Source organism: Agrobacterium sp. RC10-4-1 (assembly GCF_014138475.1).
Lineage (GTDB): Bacteria > Pseudomonadota > Alphaproteobacteria > Rhizobiales > Rhizobiaceae > Agrobacterium > Agrobacterium pusense.
Genome location: NZ_JACJIT010000005.1, coordinates 209526 through 235135, shown reverse-complemented (window position 1 = coordinate 235135; position 25610 = coordinate 209526). Strand labels below are relative to the sequence as shown.

General features: G+C 60.2%; 21 protein-coding genes. 10 read left to right on the top strand and 11 right to left on the bottom strand.

The features are described from left to right. Nucleotides 1-123: 123 nt before the first annotated feature. The 3 genes from FHW77_RS15565 to pepN form a co-directional block, all read right to left on the bottom strand. Nucleotides 124-2460, bottom strand: coding sequence for a PAS domain-containing sensor histidine kinase (locus FHW77_RS15565; protein WP_004440821.1), 2337 nt, complete (start codon nucleotides 2458-2460; stop codon nucleotides 124-126). Between the two features lie 236 nt (nucleotides 2461-2696). Further along, complete coding sequence (locus FHW77_RS15560) at nucleotides 2697-3017, bottom strand: carboxymuconolactone decarboxylase family protein (RefSeq protein WP_004440823.1); 321 nt, start codon at nucleotides 3015-3017, stop codon at nucleotides 2697-2699. Between the two features lie 134 nt (nucleotides 3018-3151). After that, the gene (pepN, locus tag FHW77_RS15555; RefSeq protein WP_004440825.1) at nucleotides 3152-5800 is read right to left on the bottom strand and encodes an aminopeptidase N; all 2649 of its coding nucleotides are present in this window, start codon (nucleotides 5798-5800) and stop codon (nucleotides 3152-3154) included. Nucleotides 5801-6238: 438 nt separating this feature from the next. Here pepN and FHW77_RS15550 point away from each other — a divergent pair, with 438 nt between their 5' ends. Continuing rightward, nucleotides 6239-7174 (top strand): DMT family transporter, encoded by a 936-nt coding sequence (locus tag FHW77_RS15550; RefSeq protein ID WP_004440828.1) that lies wholly within the window; start codon nucleotides 6239-6241, stop codon nucleotides 7172-7174. Between the two features lie 253 nt (nucleotides 7175-7427). On the opposite strand, the gene FHW77_RS15545 is transcribed toward FHW77_RS15550, so the two are convergent. From FHW77_RS15545 to FHW77_RS15535, 3 genes are all read right to left on the bottom strand, one after another. Beyond that, nucleotides 7428-7619 (bottom strand): hypothetical protein, encoded by a 192-nt coding sequence (locus FHW77_RS15545; RefSeq protein ID WP_004440829.1) that lies wholly within the window; start codon nucleotides 7617-7619, stop codon nucleotides 7428-7430. A 152-nt stretch (nucleotides 7620-7771) separates the two neighbouring features. Then, a complete protein-coding gene (locus FHW77_RS15540) occupies nucleotides 7772-8671 on the bottom strand; it encodes a uracil-DNA glycosylase (RefSeq protein WP_004440832.1) in 900 nt (299 codons plus the stop codon). A gap of 43 nt (nucleotides 8672-8714) precedes the next feature. Further along, nucleotides 8715-10013 carry an Hsp70 family protein gene (locus tag FHW77_RS15535; protein WP_004440833.1) on the bottom strand — a complete coding sequence of 433 codons (1299 nt, stop codon included), beginning with the start codon at nucleotides 10011-10013 and terminating at the stop codon, nucleotides 8715-8717. Nucleotides 10014-10427: 414 nt separating this feature from the next. Between FHW77_RS15535 and FHW77_RS15530 the strand changes: the two genes are divergently transcribed. After that, nucleotides 10428-11405, top strand: a complete 978-nt coding sequence (locus FHW77_RS15530; RefSeq protein WP_004440835.1) for a sensor domain-containing diguanylate cyclase — start codon at nucleotides 10428-10430, stop codon at nucleotides 11403-11405. A gap of 13 nt (nucleotides 11406-11418) precedes the next feature. Here FHW77_RS15530 and FHW77_RS15525 read toward each other — a convergent pair whose 3' ends face one another. After that, a complete protein-coding gene (locus FHW77_RS15525) occupies nucleotides 11419-12207 on the bottom strand; it encodes an SDR family oxidoreductase (RefSeq protein WP_004440837.1) in 789 nt (262 codons plus the stop codon). Between the two features lie 180 nt (nucleotides 12208-12387). Here FHW77_RS15525 and FHW77_RS15520 point away from each other — a divergent pair, with 180 nt between their 5' ends. Next, nucleotides 12388-13308, top strand: coding sequence for a cation diffusion facilitator family transporter (locus tag FHW77_RS15520; protein ID WP_004440840.1), 921 nt, complete (start codon nucleotides 12388-12390; stop codon nucleotides 13306-13308). 76 nt (nucleotides 13309-13384) lie between these two features. Here FHW77_RS15520 and FHW77_RS26755 read toward each other — a convergent pair whose 3' ends face one another. Next, complete coding sequence (locus FHW77_RS26755; protein ID WP_004440843.1) at nucleotides 13385-13510, bottom strand: hypothetical protein; 126 nt, start codon at nucleotides 13508-13510, stop codon at nucleotides 13385-13387. Nucleotides 13511-13964: 454 nt separating this feature from the next. On the opposite strand from FHW77_RS26755, the gene FHW77_RS15515 reads away from it, so the two are divergent. Continuing rightward, nucleotides 13965-15629: an electron transfer flavoprotein-ubiquinone oxidoreductase gene (locus FHW77_RS15515; protein WP_004440845.1), complete on the top strand. Its 1665-nt coding sequence runs from the start codon at nucleotides 13965-13967 to the stop codon at nucleotides 15627-15629. A 351-nt stretch (nucleotides 15630-15980) separates the two neighbouring features. Then, entirely contained in the window at nucleotides 15981-16721 is a 741-nt protein-coding gene (locus FHW77_RS15510; protein WP_004440847.1) for a pentapeptide repeat-containing protein, read from the top strand. Between the two features lie 83 nt (nucleotides 16722-16804). Here the strand turns inward: FHW77_RS15510 and FHW77_RS15505 are convergent, their stop codons facing one another. Then, nucleotides 16805-17821, bottom strand: coding sequence for a zinc-binding alcohol dehydrogenase family protein (locus tag FHW77_RS15505; RefSeq protein ID WP_004440849.1), 1017 nt, complete (start codon nucleotides 17819-17821; stop codon nucleotides 16805-16807). A 103-nt stretch (nucleotides 17822-17924) separates the two neighbouring features. Here FHW77_RS15505 and FHW77_RS15500 point away from each other — a divergent pair, with 103 nt between their 5' ends. Together FHW77_RS15500 and FHW77_RS15495 are read left to right on the top strand one after the other, a co-directional pair. Next, complete coding sequence (locus tag FHW77_RS15500) at nucleotides 17925-18314, top strand: winged helix-turn-helix transcriptional regulator (protein ID WP_004440851.1); 390 nt, start codon at nucleotides 17925-17927, stop codon at nucleotides 18312-18314. Nucleotides 18315-18436: 122 nt separating this feature from the next. Continuing rightward, nucleotides 18437-19273 carry an undecaprenyl-diphosphate phosphatase gene (locus FHW77_RS15495; protein WP_022555883.1) on the top strand — a complete coding sequence of 279 codons (837 nt, stop codon included), beginning with the start codon at nucleotides 18437-18439 and terminating at the stop codon, nucleotides 19271-19273. 227 nt (nucleotides 19274-19500) lie between these two features. Here the strand turns inward: FHW77_RS15495 and mgtE are convergent, their stop codons facing one another. Together mgtE and FHW77_RS15485 are read right to left on the bottom strand one after the other, a co-directional pair. Continuing rightward, nucleotides 19501-20874, bottom strand: coding sequence for a magnesium transporter (mgtE, locus tag FHW77_RS15490; protein WP_004440855.1), 1374 nt, complete (start codon nucleotides 20872-20874; stop codon nucleotides 19501-19503). Between the two features lie 247 nt (nucleotides 20875-21121). Continuing rightward, the gene (locus FHW77_RS15485) at nucleotides 21122-22366 is read right to left on the bottom strand and encodes an MFS transporter (RefSeq protein ID WP_004440856.1); all 1245 of its coding nucleotides are present in this window, start codon (nucleotides 22364-22366) and stop codon (nucleotides 21122-21124) included. A gap of 239 nt (nucleotides 22367-22605) precedes the next feature. On the opposite strand from FHW77_RS15485, the gene FHW77_RS15480 reads away from it, so the two are divergent. The 3 genes from FHW77_RS15480 to FHW77_RS15470 all read left to right on the top strand — a co-directional run bounded on the left by FHW77_RS15480 (nucleotide 22606) and on the right by FHW77_RS15470 (nucleotide 25608). Continuing rightward, nucleotides 22606-23514: a diacylglycerol/lipid kinase family protein gene (locus FHW77_RS15480; RefSeq protein WP_004440858.1), complete on the top strand. Its 909-nt coding sequence runs from the start codon at nucleotides 22606-22608 to the stop codon at nucleotides 23512-23514. A 188-nt stretch (nucleotides 23515-23702) separates the two neighbouring features. After that, entirely contained in the window at nucleotides 23703-25076 is a 1374-nt protein-coding gene (locus tag FHW77_RS15475) for an aspartate aminotransferase family protein (RefSeq protein WP_004440859.1), read from the top strand. Between the two features lie 61 nt (nucleotides 25077-25137). Further along, nucleotides 25138-25608, top strand: coding sequence for an OsmC family protein (locus FHW77_RS15470; RefSeq protein ID WP_004440860.1), 471 nt, complete (start codon nucleotides 25138-25140; stop codon nucleotides 25606-25608). The last annotated feature ends 2 nt before the right edge of the window (nucleotides 25609-25610 follow it).

The following is a 25610-nucleotide window of genomic DNA, read 5'->3' as shown; positions in this document are numbered from 1 at the left end:
ATCCGCTATCGCCACTTCATTCTCTAACGTCGAGATGGGCAAAACCTTGCCGCATATCTATCTCCCCACCTGTGGGGGAGATGCCCGGCAGGGCAGAGGGGGGTGAACCACACCCACCAAGCTTCAATGCACCGTCCCACAAACCCCCGCCGCATGCGGAATAATAATCGTCACCACCGTGCCACGCCCCTCACAGGAACGAATTTTCATCGTTCCGCCATGCAGCTTCACCAGCGAGCGGGAAATCGCAAGCCCGAGACCGGAGCCGCCCTGGCTCTTGGCATATTGGCTCTGCACCTGCTCAAAGGGCTGACCGATCTTTTCCAGCGCCTGTGTCGGAATGCCGATACCGGTGTCGGCGATGGTGAGGATCATCGCAGCCTCATGCACATGGGTGCGCAGCGCAATGCTGCCGCCGTCGCCGGTGAATTTCACGGCATTGGAGAGCAGGTTGAGCATGATCTGCTTCATGGCGCGGCGGTCGCCCTGCATGGTGAGGCCGGCGCAGACCTTCTGCTGCACGGTGATGTTCTTCTGTCCGGCCTGGATGGCGGTCAGACGCAGCGTTTCTTCGATCAGCGGCGCGAGATCGATGGTCTCGCGGTTGATGCGCATATGGCCCGCCTCAATCTTCGACATGTCGAGAATATCGTTGATGACGTTGAGCAGATGTTTGCCACTGTCATGGATGTCGCGCGCATATTCGGAATATTTGGGAGAACCCACGGGGCCGAACATCTCGTTCAGCAGTATTTCGGAGAAGCCGAGGATGGCGTTTAGCGGCGTGCGCAGCTCATGGCTCATATTGGCAAGGAATTCCGATTTCGCCCGGTTGGCGGCCTGGGCGCGCTCTTTTTCGGCAAGGTAGTTGGCGTTGGCGTCAGAAAGCTCGGTCTTCTGGCGCTCCAGCTTGTGCTGCGAGGCAGAGAGATCGCCGATGGTGGCCATCAGTCGCCGCTCGGAATCGCGCAGCCGTTCCTGGTGGCGCTTCAGAAGCGTGATGTCGGTGCCGACCGAGACGAGGCCGCCATCGCGGGTGCGGCGTTCGTTGATCTGCAGCCAGCGATCGTCGGCAAGCTGCACCTCCGTGGTGCGGGACAGGCCAGACTGATCGGGATCGGCAACGCGACGTTCGACGACCGGCCGGGCTGCTGCGGCATAAACCGTGGATTTCTCCGTGCCTGCCACCAGCACGCTGTCCGGCAGGCCATAGGCCTTCTGGTAATGGGTATTGCACATGACGAGACGGTCGTTCTTGTCCCACAGCACGAAAGCTTCGGACGTGGATTCGATGGCGTCGGCAAGGCGCTGGTCGGCCTCGGCATAGCGCTGCGCAAGGCGGTGCTGTTCGGTGACATCCATGGCAATGCCGATGACACGCGGCCCATTATTGGTGCGGATGACCTGGGCGCGGGCACGCAACCAGACATAATGGCCCTTGGTGTGGCGCATGCGGAAGATCTGGTCGATCTGGCGCAGGTTGCCGCAGCCGACAGCCCGGGCAAGCTCATAGAGATTGCCGTCTTCGGAATGCATCATTCGCGCCGCATCGGAGAAGGACAGCGGTGTCGCCTTGGGCGGCATACCGAGAATCTCGTAAAGCGAACCGGACCAGAACATGCGCCGGGTGGAAAGGTCGAAATCCCACAGGCCGCAACGGCCGCGCGAGAGCGCCGTCTCCACCCGCAGGTTGGATTCGGCGAAGATGTCGTCGGCATCGCGGGCGCGCTTCACCTGCATGTAATAGGCATAGAGCACCACGAGCAGGATGGAGGAAATGCCCGCGAACAGCGTGACATTCATGGCGATTTCGCTGCGCCAGAACGAGCGGATCGGCTGCAGCGACCGCGCCGCGATGACCATGGCACCATCGTTTCCGAAGGGGATCATCGTCGCGTAATGCTGCTGGCCGTCTATATTGGTCTCGATGGTTCCGGGAGCGCCGGGAAAACGCTGCACGATGGCGATTTCCGGCAGCAGGGCAGGCAGGGAGGTGCCAATGTAAAGCATTGCCTCCTTGCCGGAACCGGCAAAAATACGACCGTTGCTGCCCGACAGCAGCACCATGGTACCATCGGCAAGACTTCCCTGCGGCAACGCGGCGACAAGGCTTGCCTCGGCGCGGGTGCGGTCCTGCGAGGTGAAAACAGTGCCGTCGTTCAGCAGGGCCGCCTTGGCGGTCAGCGCCGTCAAAGCCGTGGAGTGGCGGGCGGCTTCTTCCATGCGGCTGTATTCGGCGACGATGCCCAGCATGCGCGAGGCCGCCACGACCACCAGAAATGCGAGGATGAGAATGGGAATGAGGCGCTTCAGCAGGGTCTCGACCTGCGGCATGGGCCGTTCCGCGCCGCTCATCAAACCCATCAGGTCACTGGAAAGCTTTTCGCCCCAGGCCGCTAGATCAGAAAATTTGGCATACGGCCGCTCATCGCCCGCAGTCGCCCGCCGCACGTTCGTCATTGTCCCGCCTTTTAGATGTCCCCGTGATTCGAAGCGCCGCCGCTCGAATATCTCTAATGAATCAAATGGGATTCGCCCTGTCCAGAGGCAAAAGTTAAAAGAATTTTAACCCCTTGAACCGACTCCGTATTTTTTCGGGACAGTCTGCTTCCGCTTCGGCAAAAGCGGGATTCATGAAGAAAAACAGTGAGGCGGCGCTTCAATTCCGGCTGCTTGGGAATGCCGCGTGTAACGTTTCAGGCTCCGTCGAAGGCATCGAGAGCAGGGCCAAGCGCGCTGATCACGCCATTTCCGGCGGCAGGAAGACCGGTGAGCACCGCGCTGATGATATCGTCGCGGCTCGCGCCGTGGGACTTGGCTTCCATCACATGAAAACCGATGCCGCTTTCCAGGCGGAGGGCGGCAAGAATGCCGATGTAGATCAGGCTCTGTGTCTTCACGTCGAGCGTGGACGCGGCCCCGAGAGCCTGCACGGCCTGAAACCACGCCGCCTTATGGTCTGGAGCATCGCTGATGAAACGCTGAAACGAAGCGCTTGTTCTGGACATATCCGTCATCTGAGGTTCCTGTCTGATCCCGGGCCAACCGCGGCCCTTCGCACGAAGGATGCTGCATGATGCACGACGCCGCCTTGATGGAAATCAAGACGGCGTCGCGGAATGGGTCAGAATGTCGGAGCTTCGGCGGAAAGTCAGCCCTTCAGGATACGCCCGACGATATCGCTTACATCCGTCGAGAGGCCTTTCGCCTCGGCAATGGTGGAAAGCGCTGCTTTCGCATGGTCGGCGCGGCTTGCCTCAAGTGAGCGCCAGGAGCGCATGGACGTGAGAATGCGGGCGGCAAGCTGCGGATTGCGTTTGTCGATGGCGATGATCTGCTCTGCGAGGAACCGATAGGCGGCGCCATCGGCACGATGAAAGCCGGTAGGATTGGAAAAGGCGAGCGTGCCGACGAGCGAACGCACCCGGTTCGGATTGGTGGCGATGAAATGTTTCGATTTCATCAGTGCCTTGATACGATCAAGAGCGCCTTCGCCGGGAATGGCGGCCTGCAGCGAAAACCACTTGTCGAGCACCAGTGCATTGTCGGCGAAGCGTTTTTCGAAAGCGGCAAGCGCTTCCTTCGTTTCCGCACTGTCGGGGAAGCGCTGCGTCAGCACGCTGAGTGCATGGGCGAGATCGGTCATGTTGGTGGCGCCGGCATAGGCCTTCGCCGCCCGCTCCGGCGTTCCCTCGGCAAAGGCGAGGAAGGTCAGCGCACCGTTGCGCAGTGAACGCCGCCCGGCGCTTCCGGCATCGGGGCTGTAGGCCTCGCCATTGGCAGCATCGTCGGCAAGCCGCCGCAGTGTGTCCTGGCCGGCTGTCGCAATCGCCGTGATCGTGGCGTTGCGCGCCTTGTGGATGGCATCGGGATCCGTGTTTCCGCCGAGTTCGCGGGCGATATCGGTCTCGCTGGGCAGGGCGAGTGCCTGCGCCCGGAATGCTGGTTCAAGCGCGTCGTCGCCGATGATTTCGATGAGCGTCGCGATCAGGTCGGCATCGGTGCGGACGTCTTCGCCTTTTTGCACCGCCTTGGTGGCGGCGATCAGCACGGGCAGGGCGAGATCGGTCAGCGCCTGGAAACGCGCGAACATATCCGTCTCATGCCGGGCAATCTGCACCAGGTCGGCAGCATTCTGCTCGAAATGCAGGTTGATCGGCGCGGAGAAGCTGCGGTTGATCGACAGCACCGGCCGCGAGGAAATGCCGGAGAAGGAGAAGGTCTGGTTGCGCTGGGTCAAATGAAGTACGCCGTCGCGATACTCGCCGCCTTCGACGGCCTGCGGTTCGGCGATCTGACCATTATCGAGGATCAGCGCCAGCGAAAGCGGAATGTGGCGTGGCTGTTTCACCGGCTGGCCGGGGGTCGGCGCGGTCGTCTGTTCCAGCGTCAAGCTGAAAGTGGCCTTGCCGGCATCGTAAGCGGACGAAACGGAGACTAGCGGCGTGCCGGCCTCGGTGTACCATAGCGAAAACTGCGAGAGATCGCGACCGCTGGCATCGGCAAAGCTCCTGACGAAATCCTCAACCGTTGCAGCTTCGCCGTCATGACGTTCAAAATAGAGGTCCATGCCCTTTTTGAAGTCTTCAGCGCCGAGGATCGTGGCGATCATGCGGGTGACTTCGGCACCTTTTTCATACACGGTCGTCGTGTAGAAGTTGTTGATTTCGCGATAGGTATCCGGGCGCGGCGGATGCGCCAGCGGACCGGAATCCTCCGGGAACTGCTCCGATTTCAGGTGGCGCACATCGGCAATGCGCTTCACCGGCCGCGAGCGCATGTCGGAGGAAAATTCCTGATCGCGATAGACCGTCAGGCCTTCTTTCAGGCACAGCTGGAACCAGTCACGGCAGGTGATGCGATTGCCTGTCCAGTTGTGGAAATATTCATGCGCAATGATGCGCTCGATATTGGCATAGTCCGCATCCGAGGCGGTTTCCGGGTCGGCCAGCACGAATTTGTCGTTGAAGACGTTGAGACCCTTGTTCTCCATCGCGCCCATGTTGAAATCCGACACGGCGACGATCATGAAGATGTCGAGGTCGTATTCGCGGCCGAAGCGCTCTTCGTCCCATTTCATCGAACGCTTCAGCGCATCCATGGCATAGGCAGCGCGCGGCTCCTTGCCGTGCTCGACATAAATCTTCAGCGCCACTTCCCGTCCGGACATGGTCGTGAAAGTATCTTCCACCACGCCGAGATCGCCGGCAACGAGAGCGAACAGGTAGCTCGGTTTCGGATGCGGATCGAACCAGGCCGCGAAGTGACGGCCTTCGTCGTAATTGCCGCCGCCCAGGAAATTGCCGTTCGAGAGCAGCAGCGGATTACCTTCCTTTGCCGCGATGATCGTCACCGTATAAGGCGCCAGAACATCCGGACGGTCGGGGAAATAGGTGATGCGGCGGAAACCTTCCGCTTCGCATTGGGTGCAATAAACGCCATTGGTGCGGTAAAGCCCCATCAGCTGCGTATTGACCTGCGGGTTGATGTAATTGGTGACGCAGATCTCGAAGGGAGATTCAGCGGGAAGGTCGCGGATGGTCAGGCTGTCCGGTGTGGCCTCATATTGAGCGGCGGGCAGCTCCACCTGGTCGAGCAGCAGGCTGGAAAGCTTCAGCTCGTCGCCATCAAGAACCAGCGGTGCATGCCGGTCGGCGCTTTCGCGCCGGTGGAAGATCAGACGGGCTTCGACCTTGGTATTTTTAGGGTCGAGTTCGAAGGTGAGATCCACCCGCTCCAGAACGAAATCGGTGGGGCGGTAATCCGCCAGGTGAACGATCTGGCCCGTGTCTGTTCGCATGACTGTCCCTGAATAACTTTGCGTGGTCTTCCCGGCATCATGTCGTCATAAGGCCCGGATGTAAAATGGGTAGAATATTCGTCACGATCATGTGCGCGTCGGAGGACATTCTGTCCCGCCATGGAAGGCTTTGCCGGCCATGCAGACGATCCTCCCCGCTGCCGGACCAACGGACCATCGCAGCAAATGTTGAACGATTGCTGAAATTATATTTTATTTTCTTCAAATTTTAGCGCGTGCCACTTTTTGCCTTCGCGCCTGCCTTGCGAGGCTTCGATTTCTCCACGCCATCACCCGAATTCAGGGATAAATCACAATTTTTGTTGTAAAGCGCCGGAGGAATGCTCTAGCCTTGCGCAAATCCAATTCCCCCGCGTCGTCTCCCCCGCATGAAACCTCCCGATGGCGTGTCTGCGCAGCCGATATGAGTAACTGCTAATGAACGCCGAACCGATGAATCCCTTCCGCGGGATCAGCATGAAGCTGATTTCGGTTGGCTTTTTTCTTGTCATGCAGACCTGTATAAAGGCCGCGGGGGATGTGCCGGCCGGCCAGATCACCTTCTTTCGTTCGGCTTTCGCCATCATTCCGATTGTCGTTTATCTTGCCTGGCTTCACGCGCTCGCAAGTGCGCTGCACACCAACAATCTCCTCGGCCATTTCAAGCGCGGTTTTCTTGGAATCCTCTCAATGGCCTGCGGCTTTTACGGGCTGACCATGCTGCCGCTGCCGGAATTCATCGCCATCGGTTATGCCTCGCCACTTCTCGCCGTGGTTTTTGCCGCCTTTATCCTGCATGAGAAGGTGCGCATTTATCGCTGGAGTGCAGTCTTCGTGGGAATGATCGGCGTGCTGGTCATTCTCTGGCCGAAGATGACGCTTCTCAGGGAAGGCGGGTTTGCCGCGGGTGAGGGGCTGGGCGCCATTGCCGTGCTGTGTGGTGCCGCCCTTGGCGGGCTGGCGATGATCCAGGTGCGGCAACTGGTGGAAACGGAAAAGACGCCAACCATCGTGCTTTATTTTTCGCTCACCGCCACCCTGCTGTCGCTCATCAGCGTTCCCTTCGGCTGGAGCGTGCTGACAGTGACGCAGACCCTGCTTCTGATAACCAGCGGCATCTGCGGCGGCGTCGCGCAAATCTTCCTGACGGAGAGTTACCGGCACGCCGAGGTCTCGGTCATCGCGCCCTTCGAATACAGTTCCATCGTCTTCGGCATCGTGGTTTCCTACGTCCTTTTCGGAGACATACCCACGCTGACGATGCTCATCGGCACGGCGATCGTGATCCTGGCCGGCATCTTCATCATTTTCCGTGAACATCAGCTGGGATTGGCGCGACGCGCGGCGCGCAAGGCCTCGACGCCGCAGGGGTGAGGAGCGCTATTGCCGGTGTTTCAGGGCAACCGCTTCCGTCATCCCGGCCTTGAGCCGGGATCCAGCCGACGCGCGTCCGCGCGGCGAAGGAGTTCTTTCAGCCCAAGGACTTGGGCTGGCTGGATGCCGGATCAGGTCCGGCATGACGGAGACTTATGATCGTACACCCACAAAAGCAAAAGGCGCCTTCCCGAGGAAAGACGCCAGCGCGCAATCATATCTGTAAGCCAGTGTAAGCCGGCCTGAGTGCTTCTCAGCGCTCGCGGAAATCCGCGAAGACTGCCGAGGGACGCGTCACGCGGACCTGCTGCATTGCAGCGCGTGCGGTCAACTGTTCGTTAGCGGCTGCGCCGAAACGATGGTAGCCCTGACTGGAGCGAGGGCCGAGGCCCGCCAGGCGGAGCGATTCAAAGCCGGAATGCACCGGACGGAAGCGAGTGGTCATTGCCTTGGTTCCTTTAACCGAAATTCCTCCCAAGACATGGCCGTATATCGCAGCGCAGCATGGATTCGGCAAGTTGACCAAATGCGCCGCTGTTATGCGTAATGCGCATGGCTATTTTCATAATTCATTTACATTGAGCAGGAATGAGGCAATCAGCCTTCGGCGATCTTTGCCCGAAACATCAATAAATCCTGCCATGCCAAGGACTTACTGGCCGGGGCGTTCAATAGTTCCTGGGGGTGCGGGCTGGCGAGCGCCGGCAAAACAAGGTGTCCGGCTGCGACATCACGCCACTGTCCGCGCAATGTATGGATTGTGCCGGTGCCGCCAAAGAAGAAACGTGCGGTAAAGTTGCCCAGAAGCAACAGGTGTTTTGGCTCCGCAAGGGCGATCTGGCGCTCGATGAAGGGGCGGCAGATATCCATTTCGGCTTGGGTCGGCGGGCGGTTGCCCGGTGGCCGCCACGGCACCACATTGCCGAGCATGATGGTGCTGCGCTTAAGGCCGATGGCCGCCAGCATCCGGTCAAGCAGCAGGCCGGTCTTGCCGGCAAAGGGCAGGCCCTCGCGATCGTCATCCGCATCCGGCATGGGGCCGATGACCATGATGCCCGAGGAAGCGTCACCTTCGGTGAAGATCGTATTGCGGGCGCTGTTCTTGAGGTTGCATCCGGAAAAACCCTCAAGCGCGGTTTTCAGTTCGGCAAGCGATCTCGCGCTTTCTGCGGCAAAACGCGCCGCTGCCACCGCCTGCTCATCCGGCATGGCGACATTCTGCTGAACGGCAGGACTTGCCGGCGCTCCGCGCGCGGGAGCACTGCGCGTTGCTCCCTGCCGCTGCGGCACATCGGCGCCGCGATCCGCGGGCCTTTCAGTCTGCCGTGCAGATGTCGCCGCCGCCTGAACAGGCGCGGACCGGGCAGGGCGGGCGGCGGCAAATTCGGCGAAACGGTCTACGGGCGCCTCTTCCAGCAACCAGTCGACGCCCGCATCCGCATGGAAATGCAGGAGGGCGGCGAGTTCGGCCGGGGAGAGGTCTTGAGCGGCGATCATGGGCGGAAATTACCCCATGTTCCCCGCCCGGGGAACCCGCAAATCACACTGTCCAGCGCTGAATATCGCCGCTTTCGCCGATCATGGCCAGACCATGGGCAATCGAAAGCAGCTCGCCGCCGCTTTCGATGCGGTCGGCGTCGAAACGGCGGGTGAAAAGCTCCCGCACCGCCGGCACGAAGGAGGTTCCGCCGGTCAGGAACACCTTGTCGATCGCATCTGGCGAAACCTGCGTCTTTTCCAGAACCTCGTCGAGCGCTTCTTCTATCTTGGCAAGGTCCTCGGCGATCCAGCTGTTGAAATCGCTGCGCTTCACCATCTTGCGTCCGGCCTTGCCGAGCGGCGCAAAGTTGAACTCCGCTTCTTCCGCCGAGGAGAGCGCCATCTTGGTGGCGGAAATAGCCTGATAGAGCGGGTAGCCCTCATCATGCTCAACGAGGTCGATGAACATTTCCAGCTTTTCCGGCTCCAGCGCCGAGCGCACCAGCGACTTCAGATCGGTGAATTCCTTCGAGGTCTTGAAGATCGACAGCTGGTTCCAGCGGCCGAAATTCACGTAATAGCCGGAGGGCACATCCAGCACCTTGTCGAAACTCTTGAACTTGCTGCCCTTGCCGATCTCCGGCGACACCAGATTGTCGATCATGCGGAAGTCGAAATGATCGCCCGCAACACCGACGCCGGAATGGCCGATGGGGGTGGCGGAAAGCTTGCCGGCATGGGTTTCGAAACGGATGAGCGAATAGTCGGTGGTGCCGCCGCCGAAATCCGCCACCAGCACGTTGGCGTCCTTCTTCAGGCTTTGCGCGAAATAATAAGCGGCCGCCACCGGCTCATAGACATAGTGGATTTCGGGGAAACCGGCCCGGCTCAGCGCCTCGTTGTATCGGGCAAGCGCCAGCGTCTCGTCCGGATTGCTGCCGGCAAAACGCACCGGCCGGCCGGCAATGACAGTCGATACATCATCGGGCCATTCCGTCCCGGCATAGGTCTTCAGCTTGCGCAGGAACACTTCCATCAAATCCTCGAAGCTCTGCCGCTTGGCGAAGATCAACGTGCCCTGAAACAGCGGTGACGCCGCAAACGTCTTGATCGATTGCAGGAAACGGCAGTCGCCGGCATTGTCGATGAACTGGCGGATAGCGGCGTGGCCCGCCTCCACATGCAGGGCGGCCGCGCCGAGGCCGGCGTCCTTCATGAAGGAGAGGGCCGTGCGCATGCTGTCATCCGTGCCGGCGCTGCTGGTAAAGCGCATGGAATGGCTTGCGCCGCCATTGTCGGAAAGAGCCATGACCGTATTTGTCGTGCCGAAATCGAGGCCGAGAGCCCGCTTTTGCGTCATCGCCATATTCCTTGTGTCGATAGAAGAACCCGCCCGGCCCTGGATGGCCCGGCGTGAAAATAAGGGATGCTCTTGGCACCCCGATGTCAGAGGAGGGCGGTTGATTGCACAGGGCGGGCGGAATGGCAAGCGCCGTGGGTCTTTTTTCGGTCGAACGCCCGTGCCCGCGCGCCAGTCGCAAAGTTGCGGCAATCCTGGCAATGCATGGTAAACGGGATTACAATTCCTTTAAGAAAGAGCAGTGTAGTTCTAGGCGACGGCTTTAAGGGAATTCTGTTAAAGTCAGCTTTGTCGAAGTAACCGGATTGAAGATGTATCCATTTTGCTATCGAGCGTAAATATTTATTAAATTTCGGAATGTCCATATGGACATGCTGTATTTGGTTTTCGGTCGTTTTTAGTTTTGGAAATTATATGCCCCACAAAATCAGCCAGCATGCAGTGGAGGATGCAGCGCCGGACGATGCCGGTGTCGTTCACGGCGATATGGGCGTTTTCTTCCGGCAGCTCATGGCCCTCCTGGAAGCATCGCAGCAGGGATACGCTTTGTTTGATGGCAGCGATGAGTTGCGGTTCGCCAACAGTGCCTTCCGCGCCGCGCTCGGTATCGGACAGCGCGATTTTCCGAGCTGGGTGGAACTGATGCGCAATGGTTTTCGCAACGCGACCGGTACGGCCATCGAGACATCGGATTTCGAACTCTGGCTGCGCTCGGCCAAGACGAGGCGCGGCAAGCTGCCGTACCGGACCATTGAGACCAGTCTCAATGACGGGCGCTGGATACTGACGACCGAGACCACGCTGCCGGGCGGCTGGATGCTATGCGTGGTCACCGATGTTTCCGAACTTGGCATCGAATTGCGCGATCTGCGCCAGGAGCGGGACAGGGCGCTGAAATCCGCCCTGAGCGACGAGCTGACCGGGCTCGGAAACAGGCGTTACGCCATGGATGCGCTCAACCACCTGCTTGGACCCAACAAGGCGCAGGCGCTCGCCGTCATCATCATTGATATCGACCACTTCAAGAGCGTCAACGATCGCTTCGGCCATGCCTACGGCGATCTCGTGCTGAAAGATTTTGCAGGACGACTGTCCGCCGCTGCCGGGCGTGACGACCTTCTCGGCAGGATTGGCGGGGAAGAGTTTTTGCTGGTGCTCAGTGGCTCGCGCATGCACGGCGCCGAAAGCCTGATGCGGCAGCTCCTGTCGTCACTGGCCGATGCAGCCCCTCTGCGCGACATGCCCGAGTTTCGCTACAGCTGCTCCGCCGGGATCGCCTTTGCCAATCCCGGGGAGAGTACCAGTGACGTTTTGCGCCACGCCGATACCGCGCTTTATGAAGCCAAGAATACCGGGCGGAACCGCTACGTGGTTTACGGAACGGCGTCGTGACAGCACCCAGTCGTCAGTTCGACTTTGCCGCGCCGCCATCCACCCTGAGCATCGTGCCGGTGATGTAGCTTGCGGGCACCGAGCAGAGGAAAGCGCCGGCGGCAGCGAACTCCTCCACCGTGCCGAGGCGGCCTGCGGGAATGCTCTTGACCGAGGCCTCGCGGATTTCCTCGATGCTCTTGCCGAGACGCTTTGCATTGGCGCCATCGAGCTCATCGATGCGGTCGGTGTGGATGCGGCCGGGCAGAAGCAGGTTTGAGGTAATGCCGAAACCGGCCACTTCGGAGGACAGCGTCTTGCTCCAGCCCACAAGCGCGCCGCGCAACGTGTTGGAAAGGGCGAGATTGGCAATCGGCTCGAATACGCCTGACGAGGCGACGGTGAGGATGCGGCCGAAACCCTGCTCCTTCATGCCGGGCAGAAGCGCATTGGTCAGCGTGATGACCCGCAGCACCATCGACTGGAAGAACGTATCCAGCTTCTCCGCCGTCATCTCCTGAGCGAGGCCCGGCGTCGGGCCGCCGGTATTGTTGACGAGAATGTCGATGCCGCCGAGCTTTTCCCTGACGGCCTGAACCATGGCCTCGACAAAATTGTCGTCGGCAAGATCGCCCCAAACCCAGTCGGCCTTGCCTTTGCCAAGGGCGTTGATGGCCTTGCAGTTCGCTTCCAGCTTTTCACCGCTCCTGCCGACGAGAAGGACATTTGCACCCTCCTTTGCCAGCGCCGTCGCAATGCCAAGCCCAAGGCCGCGTGAAGAGGCGAGAACGAGGGCGCGTTTGCCGGAAATGCCGAAATCCATGGGTTTTGTCCTGTCTTGTGAGTGCTGTATGTGGTGTTTATAGAGCATTTCCAGGAAAAGTGGACCCCGGTTTTCCGTCTGGAAATGCGCCGAAACAAAGAGTTAGGCGTTTTCTCGATTCGAGGAAAAGCAAAATCCCCCTGTGAAGGCGGGCCCGGTTTTGAAGGTCGAACAAGTGTCATGACAGAACAATCTTTGCTGAAATTCTCGATTGCCGTCACGGTTCTGCTGGCGTTGTTCGGCATCGGGGCGGGCCTGTTTTCCGGCTCCTTCGCGGTCGTCTTCGACGGTGTCTACGCCCTGACGGATGCTTTCATGACGGTGCTCGCATTGCTCGTGGCGCGGCTGATCGCCGCCGCCGCGGCACCCAGGCCGGGCGGCCGGCTGGTGGAGCGCTTCACCATGGGCTTCTGGCATCTGGAGCCAATGGTGCTCGGCCTCAACGGCACGCTTCTGATGGGGGCGGCGATTTACGCGCTCATCAATGCCATCGACAGCCTGATGGATGGCGGCCGGTCGATCGAGTTCGATTACGCCATCATCGTCACCTTCGTCAGCTTCGCCGTCTCGCTCGCCATGGCATGGTTTGTCAAACGGCAGAACCAACGGCTGAAATCCGCCTTCGTGGCGCTGGACGCTAAAAGCTGGCTGATGAGCGCGCTGCTGAGCGTGGCGCTGTTCATCGCTTTCGCCATCGGTTACGGGCTGACGGGAACGTCGCAGGCATGGCTGTCGCCGTATGTCGACCCGGCCGTGCTGGCGCTGGTCTGCCTCGTCATCATTCCCATGCCGCTCGGCAATGTGAAACAGGCGCTGGCCGACATACTTCTTGTCACCCCGCTGGAGTTCAAACAGCATGTCGACAGGGTGGCGGGGGAGGTCGTGGCGAAGTTCGGCTTTTCCTCGCATTACTCCTATGTGGCCCGGGTTGGCCGCGGCCGCCAGATCGAACTCTTCTTCATTGTTCCCAGAAACTGGCCGCCGCGGCGCCTTGAGGAATGGGATGCGATCCGCGACGAGATCGGCGAAGCGATAGGCGGCGAGGGGAGTGACCGTTGGCTGACGATCGTGTTCACGACGGATGAAGAATGGGCTGTTTGAGCGGGGTGTGGAAAGCAAGATCTGCTTCGTCCCCGGGAGTGGGCCAAGCGGCCCGCGCCTTTAAAACTGGCGGCGCTCACGGTCCCTTGGTTTCGTTTTCCTTCTTCGCCTGATCATGATGCCATTTGATGGCGAAGAACATGCCCGTTCCCAATACGAGAATTTTGAACGGCAAGAAGACGATAGGGAAGAAGTCCCACATTTCAGATATTCCAGCTATGACGCGACGATATATTTCTTGGGAATATTAGCTCAAAACCGCTGCGTCCGACACCGGCCATATTGACGCAGATGCGGTCCCGATCTCCCCTTGTCATGCGATCGGCCTGCCCATCAATCGCTTTTGGCCGCCTGATTATAGGCTGGCTATGCCTGCCCAATGCCCGCAACCCTTGACGCATTCCCCCGTCGATCATATCCTCATTATTACGTGAACGTAAAAGTAATAAACAATCATCAGGTTGTCTGACAATTGACTGGCGTGCGACATGTTTTGCCGCTATAGAAGCTCGACAAAGGCGTGCCGCTTTGCAAAGACGGATGCTGATGGATACGGTGTCGCGGATGGACTTTTTGTCCGGCGCAGGCGGTGCGTCGCAGGTGTGGAAAAGACGATAACAACAGCCGGATGGGACTGGCGATCTGAGAGGATGGAAATGACGGAAGCGATGGAACTGCCCGAACGCGAAGCGATGGAATTCGACGTTGTGATCGTCGGTGCGGGTCCGGCCGGTCTTGCCGCCGCAATCCGGCTGAAGCAGGTGGAGCCGGAGCTCTCGGTCGTCGTGCTGGAAAAGGGCGCGGAAGTCGGTGCCCACATCCTCTCCGGCGCCGTGGTCGACCCCATCGGCATCGACAGGCTGCTGCCGGGATGGCGCGACGAGGAGGGGCATCCCTTCAAGACCGAGGTCAAGGACGACCAGTTCCTGTTCCTGGGGCCGGCCGGCTCCATCCGCCTGCCGAACGCCATGATGCCGCCATTGATGAACAATCATGGCAATTACATCGTCTCGCTTGGCCTCGTCTGTCGCTGGCTGGCGGAAAAGGCGGAAGGGCTCGGCGTCGAGATCTATCCGGGCTTTGCCGCCACGGAAGTGCTTTATAACGACGACGGCGCTGTCATCGGCGTTGCCACCGGCGATATGGGCATCGAGAAGAATGGCGAGCCGGGCCCGAACTTCACCCGCGGCATGGAACTGCACGGCAAATACGTGTTGATCGGCGAGGGCGTGCGCGGATCGCTCGCCAAACAGCTGATTTCCAGATTCGACCTGTCCAAAGATCGCGAGCCGCAGAAATTCGGCATCGGCATCAAGGAGCTCTGGCAGGTCAAGCCGGAGAAGCACAAGCAGGGCCTCGTGCAGCACTCCTTCGGCTGGCCGCTGGGTTTCAAGACCGGCGGTGGCTCTTTCCTGTATCATCTGGAAGATAACCTCGTCGCCGTCGGTTTCGTGGTGCATCTCAATTACAAGAACCCCTATCTCTATCCCTTCGAGGAATTCCAGCGGTTCAAGACGCATCCGGCGATCCGCGATACGTTCGAGGGCGGCAAGCGCATTTCCTATGGCGCGCGCGCCATCACGGAAGGTGGTTACCAGTCAGTGCCGAAGCTCACCTTCCCGGGCGGCGCGCTGATCGGCTGTTCCGCCGGTTTCGTCAACGTGCCACGCATCAAGGGAAGCCATAATGCGGTTCTCTCGGGCATGCTCGCGGCGGAAAAGATCGCCGCGGCGATTTCCGCCGGCCGCGCCCATGACGAGGTTACCGAGATCGAGGCCGAATGGCGTGAAGGCGATATCGGCAAGGACCTGAAGCGGGTCCGCAACGTCAAGCCGCTCTGGTCGAAGTTCGGCACGCTCATCGGCGTCGGCCTCGGCGGTCTCGACATGTGGACGAACCAGCTGTTCGGTTTCTCTTTCTTCGGCACGCTGAAGCACGGCAAGACGGATGCGCAGAGCCTGGAGCCCGCCTCCAAACACAAGCCGATCGCCTATCCGAAGCCGGATGGCGTTCTGACCTTCGACCGCCTGTCCTCCGTCTTCCTGTCGTCCACCAACCATGAAGAGGACCAGCCGGTCCATCTTCAGGTGAAGGACATGGAGCTGCAGAAGCGCTCCGAACACGACGTCTTTGCCGGTCCCTCCACGCGTTATTGTCCAGCCGGCGTTTATGAGTGGGTGGAGAAGGACGGCCAGGAAGTCTACGTCATCAACGCCCAGAACTGCGTGCACTGCAAGACCTGCGACATCAAGGATCCGAACCAGAACATCAACTGGGTGCCGCCGCAGGGCGGCGAGGGGCCGGTTTACGCCAACATGTGACGGTGAAGCTATCTTGCCTCATGATGCTCGGGCTTGTCCCGAGCATCTGCAACGGGTGATTTTACGATAGGTGGACAGATACTCTGCGGAGCGCCGTTTCCGTCGGCGAAAGCTCGTCGCGGTCATGCAGCTCGTCGGTCCGCCTGGTTCATTGTGTCTGCCACGGCACCAGAGCAGCGCCATTGCCCTCTTTCCCGTCAGTATTTGTGGATTGCTCTTCGATTTCTTACATATAGGATGTTGGGGTGTTGTAGCATCATGTGGCCTGTGGATCGCGGGCAGTGAATGCGATAACGCCTTGAACGTGCATATGGTCCTAGGTGCCGTCGCCAGACGGCAGGGAGTGAAGGAATGTCCGGCTTTCAAAGGCTGAATATCGTGCGGAAGACAGGCTTGGCTGGCAGCGTCGCGGCGCTTGCGATGGCTGCCTTTTCTTTCACTGGCAATCCGGTGGCTGCCGCGAGCTGTCGTTCCGATGCCATGGCCGGCATAGACTGGCGCGAATGCAACAAGCGCCTCCTGATGCTGGGCGGCAGCAATCTCGACTCGGCGATGCTCTACGGTACGGATTTCACTTATACGGATCTGCGCGGTTCGTCGCTGAAGGGCGCTAACCTTGAGAAGGCCAAGCTCATCCGCGCTGCCCTTGGCGAGGCGAACCTTCAGGGCGCCAATCTGACGAAGGTGGAAGCCTATCGAAGCGATTTTTCCGCCGCCGACGCCACCAACGCGAAATTCGTGAATGCCGAAATGCAGCGAACCAAATTCGAAAACACCAAGCTGGACGGCACGGATTTCACCAAGGCTGAACTCGGCCGCGCCGATTTCGAGGGCGCAACGCTGAACGGCTCGAAATTCTCGCTCACCAACCTGTCGCGGGCCCGGTTCGGTGGCGCGAAGCTGGGTGGCCCGGTCGATTTCACCAGCGCCTTCCTGCTGCTGACTCGGATTGAGGGGGTCGATCTTTCCACGGCCACCGGCCTTGACCAGAAACAGATCGACATCGCCTGCGGCGACGCCAAGACCAAACTGCCGAATGGCCTGACGGCGCCCGCCTCCTGGCCGTGCCCGGAAGATCCCGACGACGAGTGATAAAAGGCCGCGCGGTTTTGCGCGGCCCGAACCTCTCCGTAAGCGGAAGGGAAGCGTTCGCCATGCGAACGCTTCATCGGCGATCAGAAGCCCGAAAGCACGATCTTGCCCTTGGCCTTGTTGCTCTCGATCAGTGCATGCGCCTTGATAAGATTTGCGGCATTGATGGTGCCGAAAACCTCGGTCAGCGTCGTCTTGATCTTGCCGGCATCGACAAGCTCGGCCACGTGGTTGAGCAGCTTGTGCTGCTCGATCATGTCAGGCGTCTGGAAAACGGCGCGGGCGAACATCATTTCCCAATGGATGGATATGCATTTGCGCTTGAACGCCATGATGTCGAAACCGCCAGCCGGATCGTCGATCAGGGCGAAACGGCCCTGCGGTGCGATGGTCGCCACGCTGTCGGCCGCGTGGATGTCGCTATGGGTGGTGGAGAAGACGAAGCCCGGCGCACCAAGGCCAAGCGCTTCCACCTGCGGCGCGATGGGCTTGCTGTGATCCACAACGTGATGCGCGCCGAGTTCCTTTACCCATTCGATCGTTTCCGGCCGCGAGGCAGTCGCGATCACGGTCAGGTCGGTCAGCGCCCGCAGAAGCTGAACGGCGATGGAACCGACGCCGCCCGCGCCGCCGATGACGAGAACGGCGCTGGCTGCACCCGGAACCGGCTCATTCACCCGCAACCGGTCGAATAGGGTCTCATACGCGGTGATGGCGGTCAGCGGCAGCGCGGCGGCTTCCTCGAAATTCAGGGACTTCGGCTTGGCACCGACGATGCGCTCGTCGACCAGATGGAATTCGCTGTTGGAGCCGGGACGGTTGATGACGCCGGCGTAAAACACCTCATCACCCGGTTTGAACAGCGAAACCTTGTCGCCAACGGCCTTCACCACACCCGCTGCATCGAAGCCGAGCACACGGGCCTCGCCGTTTTCCGGCGACTGGTTCCGACGTACCTTGGTATCGACGGGATTTACCGAAACGGCTTTCACCTCCACCAGAATGTCGTGTCCCTTCGCTTCCGGCTGGGGCAGATCGATGTCGATGAGGGCATCCTTGGCAGTGATGGGCTGGCTCGCCCTGTAACCGATGGCGCGCATGAAAAGTCTCCTTTGCTTGTTTGCGTGCCTCTTACTTGATACATATGAACAACGATCGCAAGAATGCACATTTTGTGATGATACATACAAAAAGGATACTGTGATGTCGCGACCACGCGCCAAGCTCACCGGCAACTTTCCCGGCTGCCCGGTGGAATCGGCCCTGAGTTTTCTCGATGGCAAATGGAAAGGCGTGATCCTCTATCACCTCATCAATGAGGGGACCCTGCGCTTCAACGAACTGCGCCGCCATATTCCAAGTGTCACCCAGCGCATGCTGACCAAGCAGCTGCGGGAACTGGAGGAGGCGGGTTTGATTTCACGGACCGTTTTCCCCGTCGTGCCGCCGCGCGTGGATTATGCGTTGACGCCGCTTGGCGAGACGATGCGGCCGGTGATTTCGGCGCTGAAAAGCTGGGGCGATGCGCACGTCGTCTGCAAAAACGGCGCGAAATATACGCAGCTTCCGCAGGTGGCGGAGAAGGCGGCCTGAAAGAAATCACGGGTAAGAGCACGTGCCGTGGACATCATTTTTCATGGTGCGATGCAACACGGATTTGCCCCGATTGATGCATAATGCTGCGATCTCGATTCGCAGCAGGGACATCAAAGCACATGAGCATGGGTTGGATGGAGGCCGGATTTCTCGGTCTTTTGCAAGGACTTACGGAGTTTCTCCCAATTTCGTCGAGCGCGCATCTGAGGATCGCCGGGGAGTTCCTGCCCTCCGGCGCCGACCCCGGCGCTGCCTTCACCGCCATTACCCAGATCGGCACGGAAATGGCCGTGCTAGTCTATTTCTGGTCCGACATCATGCGGATCGCCGCCGCCTGGCTCCGGCAAAACCTTCGTCTCGGCCCCTATGACAAGGCCGATGCACGTCTCGGCTGGCTGATCATCGTCGGCTCCGTGCCCATCGTGCTGCTCGGCCTTCTCTTCAAGGACGCCATCGAGCATTCGCTCCGAAACCTCTACATTACTGCCGTGATGCTGATCGTGTTCGGTATCGTTCTTGGCGTCGCCGACAGGATCGGGAAAAAGCGCTACAAGCTCAACCAGCTGATCTGGCGTGATGGTATCCTCTTCGGTTTCGCGCAGGCCATGGCGCTCATCCCCGGCGTTTCGCGTTCCGGCGGCACCATCAGCGCCGGCCTGCTTCTGGGTTATACCCGCGAGGCGGCGGCCCGTTATTCCTTCCTGCTCGCCGTACCCGCCGTCTTCGGCTCCGGTTTCTACCAGCTGTTCAAAAGCATCGGCGAAGACAATCCGGTGGGCTGGGGCCCGACAGGCCTCGCGACCCTGATCGCCTTCATCGTCGGTTACGCCGTTATCGTCGTTTTCCTGAAGCTGGTTTCGACCAAAAGCTACATGCCCTTCGTCTGGTACCGCGTGGTCATCGGCGTCATTCTTTTGGGGCTGCTGGGAACGGGCGTGATCAACGCGGGTGGGTGAGGGGCTTTCCAGGAACCATGCTTTGGGCAGAGTTGCATCATCCGCACGCCGTCACCCCGGACTAGATCCGGGGTCCAGCGCGATCGAGTCATTGATCGCAAAAGACTCTTCTCACGGCGCAGACGCGCCGTGGCTGGATGCCGGATCAAGTCCGGCATGACGGAGGAGAGATTATGACGTGCCGCGAAATGTAGAAGGCCCGCTCTTTCGAACGGGCCTTTCGTCTTTCAGAGCAACGTGCCGCTCAAGATCACCAGCGCCACCGAGAAATAGATGACGAGCCCGCTGACATCCACCAGCGTGGCGACGAAGGGGGCCGAAGCGCTGGCGGGATCAAGCCGCAGACGTTGCAGCACGAAGGGCAGCATGGAGCCGGCGAGCGAACCGAAAGTGACGATACCGACGAGGGCCGCAAAAACCGTGGCACCAACGAGCAGCCAGTGCTCACCGTAGTCGTAGAAGCCAGCCTGCTGCCAGACCGTGAGCCGCAGGAAGCCGATGGCGCCCAGAATGCAGCCGAGCGTCAGGCCCGTCGGGATTTCCCGAAGCAGCACCCGCCACCAGTCGGAAAGCTTCAGTTCGCCCAGCGCCAGCGCCCGGATGATGAGCGAAGTGGCCTGCGAACCGGAGTTGCCGCCCGAAGACATGATGAGCGGAATGAACAGCGTCAGCACCACGGCCTTTTCCAGCTCGCCTTCGAAATGCTGCATGGCGCTGGCCGTCAGCATTTCGCCGAGGAACAGTGCTGCGAGCCAGCCGGCGCGCTTGCGGATCATGTCCGGAAAGCCGATCGTCATGTAGGGCTTACCCAGCGCCTCCATACCACCGAACTTGTGGGCGTCTTCCGTGGTATCGGCGATCATGGTGTCGATCACGTCGTCAACGGTGACGATGCCGAGAATATGCGAGCGGTCATCCACGACGGGCAGCGCCAGAAGGTCGTGCTTGCGGATCAGCCGCGCGACATCCTCCTGTGACATCAGGGGGCTCGCACAGACAATGCCTTCCTTGGATGCGACCGAAAGAATGGAGGCGCCCGCTTCGCCGGTCAAAAGGCGGCGCAGCGTCACGACGGTGGTTAGCGTCCCGTCCTCGGCCAGCACATAGATGGCATAGACCGTTTCACGCGACCGCTCGACGACGCGGATGTGCGAAAGGGTCTGTTCCACCGTCCAATTGTCCGGCACGCTAACGAATTCCGTGGTCATGATCGAGCCGGCCGTGCGCGGCGGGTAACCCATCAGGTGCTTGATGGAGAGCGCCGTGGTGCGGTCCAGCCGGGCAAACAGCTTGGCGCGCGGCTCTTCGGCCATTTCCGCCATGACGTCGGCCACGCGGTCGTCCGACATCAGGTTGACGAGGCGCGCGGCCTGTTCGACCGGAATATCGGCTATGATCGCGGCGGCACCATGCAGTTCCGGCCGGTCGAGAATGGCGACGGCCTTTGCCTGCGGCATGGCGAGAAGGGCGGCTGCGGCGGCGCCGACATCCAGCGTGTTGAGGTGCTCGACGCGTTCGGCAATGGTGGTGGAGCCGGCATTTCCGCTACGAAGAAGGCGTGCGGCCTTGCTGGCCCTCTGGGAGAGGTTGTGGAAGTTCATGATTGCTCACCTTTCCGTCGATTCGCCGATCACGGCGAACGCGGTGGTGAGCCGACAGCGGTCGGATCAGTTCACGTTCGCCGGTCTCGGCAAAGGCAATCGACTGCTACTGTCGCTAGACATCTAATGATGCTCCGTTGAAATCCGCGCCGTGCCCAAGGCATGCGCGTAAGGCCGTGTTGCGCCTGAAACCGGAAAGAGTCAAGCGCCCGATTGTGAATTTTCCGTAAGCTTCGAAAGGGCCGGGTCAAGCCGCCTTTTGACGCCGCTCTACGGTGACGGAAACAAGAAAAACGCCAAGCCCGAGAAGGGAAAGAACGGCGCCCACATAACCCGTCGAGGCGTAACCGAAGCCCATGGCTATGACGAGGCCGCCGAGCCAGGCGCCAAGCGCATTGGCGATGTTGAAGGCGGAATGGTTCGAGGCGGCAGCCAGCGTCTGCGCATCCTGCGCCACATCCATCAGCCGCGTCTGTACGGCCGGGCAGGCGGCAAAACCGCAGCCGATCAGGAAGACGCAAAGGCAGAGCATGAAGGGATCCTGCGCCGTCATGCCGAAGACAGCCATGACAAGCACATTGAAGGCCAGCATGCCGCCAATCGTGCCGTTGAGCGAGATATCGGCGAGCCGTGAGCCGACGACATTACCGACATTCATGCCGATGCCGAACAGCGCGAGCACCATGGAGACCGTAGAAACCGGCATCATCGCCACGTCAGTCGTGGTCTTCGCGATATAGCTGAAGACCGAGAACATGCCTCCAAAGCCGACGGCGGCAATGGCGAGCGTCAGCCATACCTGTATGCGGCGGAAGGCGCCGAGTTCGCGCCATACGCTGGCGCCTTCTTCCACCCTGTCACGCGGCTGGAACAGCCAAAGCAGGGCCACCGTCAGAAGTGCGATGCCGCCGACAAGCATGAAAGCCGCGCGCCAGGACAGTAGCTGGCCGAAGAAGGTGGCGAGCGGAGTGCCGAGCAGGGTGGCGATGGTGAGGCCGAGCATGACTCGGCCAACGGCGCGGGCGCGCTTGTGGATTGGCGCCATCGAGGCCGCCACGAGCGCAGCAACGCCAAAATAGGCCCCATGTGGCAGGCCGGTGATGAAGCGGAGAATGGTGAAGCTCACAAAATCCGGCGCGACGGCGCTCAGGATGTTTCCAGCCGCAAAAAGTCCCATCAGACTGAGAAGCAATGTGCGGCGCGTGATACGCGCGGCGAGAACCGCGATGATCGGCGCGCCAATGACGACGCCCAGCGCATAGGCGGTGATGACATAACCCGCTTCCGGCACCGTGACGCCATAGGTCGAGGCGACGTCGGGCAAAAGGCCCATGATGGCGAACTCGCCGGTACCGATGCCAAAACCGCCGGCAGCCAGCGCCAGCTCTATAAGCGCAATGGCAAGTGGGGAGAGGACCACGGCAGGCGCAGCCGTGTAAACGGTTTCATTCTCCCCGCCAGGGCGGGCTTCGGAGATGTTCGAATGACTCATCGTGACCTGAAAAGCGGGAAGGGCCCACAGAAAAAAGGGCAAGACCGTATGGGAGCGGTCTGCCCTGACTGGAGATGCGCGGTCATGAAAATGACCTTAAGTGACCTCTAACATGAAATGATGCGTTGCGGTAGAGCGATTCTCGGCAAAAGACGATCTTCACGCGATGGTGTTCGGAACTCTATATAAGGCCAGGCATTTACGCGCGGCTGCGAATGTTACGGGACCGGGTTGGAAACATGAAGCTCATTGCAATTTTCAATCGTGACGGCGGCACATTTCGCACTACCGACATGGAAGCCTATTGTGATCATGCCCGCGAGGTCTTCACCCGCGCCGGACACGTGATCGATTGCCGTCTTGTCTCCGGAAAGGACGTCGTCGAGGAAATGGCACGCGCCGCCGAGGAGCCGGGCATTGAAGGCATCATTGCCGGCGGCGGAGATGGCACCATTTCGGCGGCTGCCGGCATTGCCTGGAAACAGGGCATCGCGCTCGGCGTCGTGCCGGCCGGCACCATGAACCTCTTCGCCCGCTCGCTGAAGCTGCCGCTCGACATTCGTCAGGCGCTGGAAACGCTGGCGAATGGCGAGATTGCCAGTGTCGACATCGCCAGCGCCAATGGCCGCCTCTTTGTCCACCAGTTTTCCGCGGGCCTGCATTCGCGCATGGTGCGCTATCGAAACAATCTCGCCTTTGCCTCCCGTCTCGGCAAGATCAAGGCGAGCATCCGCGCCGCCATCAGCGTCATCCTCAACCCGCCTGTCTTCGAGGTGCAATACACCGTTGATGGCCGGACGCAGCATCGAAAGGTATCGGCCATTTCCGTCTCCAACAATGAATTCGGTCAGAATTCGCTGCTGGTGGCGGATAACGTCTCCGGCGGTCATCTGGGTTTTTATCTCACCGATCCGTTACGCCCGTCCGGTGTCGCCAAACTCGCCCTGGATATTCTGCGCGGCAAGTTCAAGCAGAATGCCGCCGTGACAGCCATGACCGTGACGGATGTGGAACTGCATTTTCCCAAGAAACGCCATGATGTCCGCTGCGTCATCGATGGCGAGCTGCTGCCGATGGAACGCGACGTGGCACTGGAAGTGCACGCCGGCGAGTTGAAGGTGCTGGTGGGGCGGTCGTTCTTCGCTTAGCGCAAACCGACCGTGAATTAGGCCATCGCCGCCTGTTCTTCTGCCCGGCGGGGAGAAAAACAAGCGGCGATGCCGTATCCTCCCTAGCCCCCTGAAAACCTCCAGTCTTGCCAAATCGAAGCCGCCCGGCCATGGTCGGCGGGTGCGATGGCGTGCGCGCTGTCGCTTCTATGGGAGTGCGATCTGTCATGAATGAAATCTCCAACCCCCTCTCCAACCTTGCTGCCATCGATGCCGCCCATCATCTCCATCCCTTTTCAGACATGGGCAAGCTCAACGCCGCCGGCACCCGCATCATCGAGCGCGCGGAAGGGGTGTTCATCTACGACAGCACCGGCAGGAAATATCTCGACGCCTTCGCCGGCCTCTGGTGTGTGAATATCGGTTACGGACGCCGCGAGATCGCCGATGTGGTACGGCGTCAGATGAACGAGCTCCCCTATTACAACGCGTTTTTCGGCACCACCACGCCGCCCGCGACGCTGCTGGCGCAGAAGATCGCTTCTCACGCCGGGCCTGGCATGAACCACGTGTTCTTCACCAATTCCGGCTCGGAAGCCACCGATACCTGGTTCCGCATGGCGCGGGTCTACTGGAAGGCCCTCGGCCATCCCGCGAAGACGAAAGTTATCGCCCGCCGCAACGGCTACCACGGCTCGACGGTGGCCGGGGCCTCGCTGGGTGGCATGAAGTGGATGCACGAGCAGGGCAGCCTGCCCATCGATGGCGTCGCCCATATCGGCCAGCCCTATTGGTATGCCGAGGGTGGCGATCTTTCTCCGGCCGAATTCGGCCTGAAGGTGGCTCGCGAACTCAATGAGAAAATCGACGAATTGGGCGAGGAAAACGTTGCTGCTTTCGTGGCCGAACCGATTCAGGGAGCCGGTGGCGTCATTGTACCGCCGGAGACCTACTGGCCGGAAATCGCCCGTATCTGCAAGGCGCGCAATATTCTGCTCGTCTCCGATGAGGTGATCTGCGGTTTCGGTCGCCTGGGCTCCTGGTTCGGCTACCAGTATTTCGGCGTGGAGCCGGACTTTGCCCCCATCGCCAAGGGCCTGTCCTCGGGTTATCTGCCGATTGGCGGCGCGGTCGTGTCGGATCGGGTGGCGGAAGTGATGTTGTCCGAGGTCGGTGATTTCAACCACGGCTTCACCTATTCCGGACATCCCGTCTGCGCCGCCGCCGCGCTGGAAAATCTCCGCATCATCGAAGCGGAGGGTCTGGTGGAGCGGGTGCGCGACGATATCGGCCCTTATTTTTCCCAGGGCTGGAAAAGCCTTGAGGACCACGAACTGGTGGGCGAAGCCGTCAATGTCGGCTTGATGGGTGGACTGCAGATCACGGCGGACAAGGCGACCCGCAGACGCTTCGGCAAGCCGGACGATGTTGGTATAACGGTGCGCAATCATTGCCTTGCAAACGGCCTCGTCATGCGCGCAACGGGCGACCGAATGCTGGCTTCGCCGGCGCTGACCATCAGCTGTTCGGAAGTGGATGAGATCATAGAGACGTTGCGCAAGGGGCTCGACCACCTGCGTGATACGCGCGAGCATTTCTAGGGAAAGTGGACACCGGTTTTCCGTTAAAGAATGCGAAAAGAGATGCCAAGGGAGGACTGAAATGGCAGGACAGGAACACCATTACGCCGTGAAGGTGACGTGGACGGGTAATCGTGGCAAGGGCACGTCGGGCTATCGCGACTACGAACGCGACTACACGATTTCCACCGAGGGAAAGGCTGATATAGCCGGCTCGTCCGATCCGGCCTTCCGTGGCGATCCCGCCCGCTGGAACCCTGAAGACCTGCTGGTCGCTTCGCTCTCGGCCTGCCACAAGCTCTGGTACCTGCATTTCTGCTCGGTCAACGGCATCATCGTCGAAGACTATGTCGACGATGCCGAAGGCACGCTCGTCATGGAAAAGGATGGCGCCGGGCAGTTCAGCGAAGTGGTGCTGAAACCGGTCATTACCATCTCGAAGGGCGATCCCGCCCGGGCGGATGCGCTGCACCATGACGCGCACGACAAGTGCTTCATCGCGCGGTCGGTGAATTTTCCGGTGCGGGTGGAGGGGACCGTGAAGGTGGTTTGAGA

Coding starts and splice junctions, on each gene's coding strand:
- FHW77_RS15525 (WP_004440837.1), bottom strand. CDS start 12,207: ATGGATTTCGGCATTTCCGGCAAACGCGCCCTCGTTCTCGCCTCTTCA.
- pepN (WP_004440825.1), bottom strand. CDS start 5,800: ATGCGAACAGACACGGGCCAGATCGTTCACCTGGCGGATTACCGCCCC.
- FHW77_RS15565 (WP_004440821.1), bottom strand. CDS start 2,460: ATGACGAACGTGCGGCGGGCGACTGCGGGCGATGAGCGGCCGTATGCC.
- FHW77_RS15535 (WP_004440833.1), bottom strand. CDS start 10,013: ATGACGCAAAAGCGGGCTCTCGGCCTCGATTTCGGCACGACAAATACG.
- FHW77_RS15505 (WP_004440849.1), bottom strand. CDS start 17,821: ATGCGCGCCATCGGTTACAGGGCGAGCCAGCCCATCACTGCCAAGGAT.
- FHW77_RS15530 (WP_004440835.1), top strand. CDS start 10,428: ATGCCCCACAAAATCAGCCAGCATGCAGTGGAGGATGCAGCGCCGGAC.
- FHW77_RS26755 (WP_004440843.1), bottom strand. CDS start 13,510: ATGTGGGACTTCTTCCCTATCGTCTTCTTGCCGTTCAAAATTCTCGTA.
- FHW77_RS15510 (WP_004440847.1), top strand. CDS start 15,981: ATGTCCGGCTTTCAAAGGCTGAATATCGTGCGGAAGACAGGCTTGGCT.
- FHW77_RS15560 (WP_004440823.1), bottom strand. CDS start 3,017: ATGACGGATATGTCCAGAACAAGCGCTTCGTTTCAGCGTTTCATCAGC.
- FHW77_RS15545 (WP_004440829.1), bottom strand. CDS start 7,619: ATGACCACTCGCTTCCGTCCGGTGCATTCCGGCTTTGAATCGCTCCGC.
- FHW77_RS15475 (WP_004440859.1), top strand. CDS start 23,703: ATGAATGAAATCTCCAACCCCCTCTCCAACCTTGCTGCCATCGATGCC.
- FHW77_RS15470 (WP_004440860.1), top strand. CDS start 25,138: ATGGCAGGACAGGAACACCATTACGCCGTGAAGGTGACGTGGACGGGT.
- FHW77_RS15550 (WP_004440828.1), top strand. CDS start 6,239: ATGAACGCCGAACCGATGAATCCCTTCCGCGGGATCAGCATGAAGCTG.
- mgtE (WP_004440855.1), bottom strand. CDS start 20,874: ATGAACTTCCACAACCTCTCCCAGAGGGCCAGCAAGGCCGCACGCCTT.
- FHW77_RS15480 (WP_004440858.1), top strand. CDS start 22,606: ATGAAGCTCATTGCAATTTTCAATCGTGACGGCGGCACATTTCGCACT.
- FHW77_RS15515 (WP_004440845.1), top strand. CDS start 13,965: ATGACGGAAGCGATGGAACTGCCCGAACGCGAAGCGATGGAATTCGAC.
- FHW77_RS15485 (WP_004440856.1), bottom strand. CDS start 22,366: ATGAGTCATTCGAACATCTCCGAAGCCCGCCCTGGCGGGGAGAATGAA.
- FHW77_RS15495 (WP_022555883.1), top strand. CDS start 18,437: ATGAGCATGGGTTGGATGGAGGCCGGATTTCTCGGTCTTTTGCAAGGA.
- FHW77_RS15500 (WP_004440851.1), top strand. CDS start 17,925: ATGTCGCGACCACGCGCCAAGCTCACCGGCAACTTTCCCGGCTGCCCG.
- FHW77_RS15540 (WP_004440832.1), bottom strand. CDS start 8,671: ATGATCGCCGCTCAAGACCTCTCCCCGGCCGAACTCGCCGCCCTCCTG.
- FHW77_RS15520 (WP_004440840.1), top strand. CDS start 12,388: ATGACAGAACAATCTTTGCTGAAATTCTCGATTGCCGTCACGGTTCTG.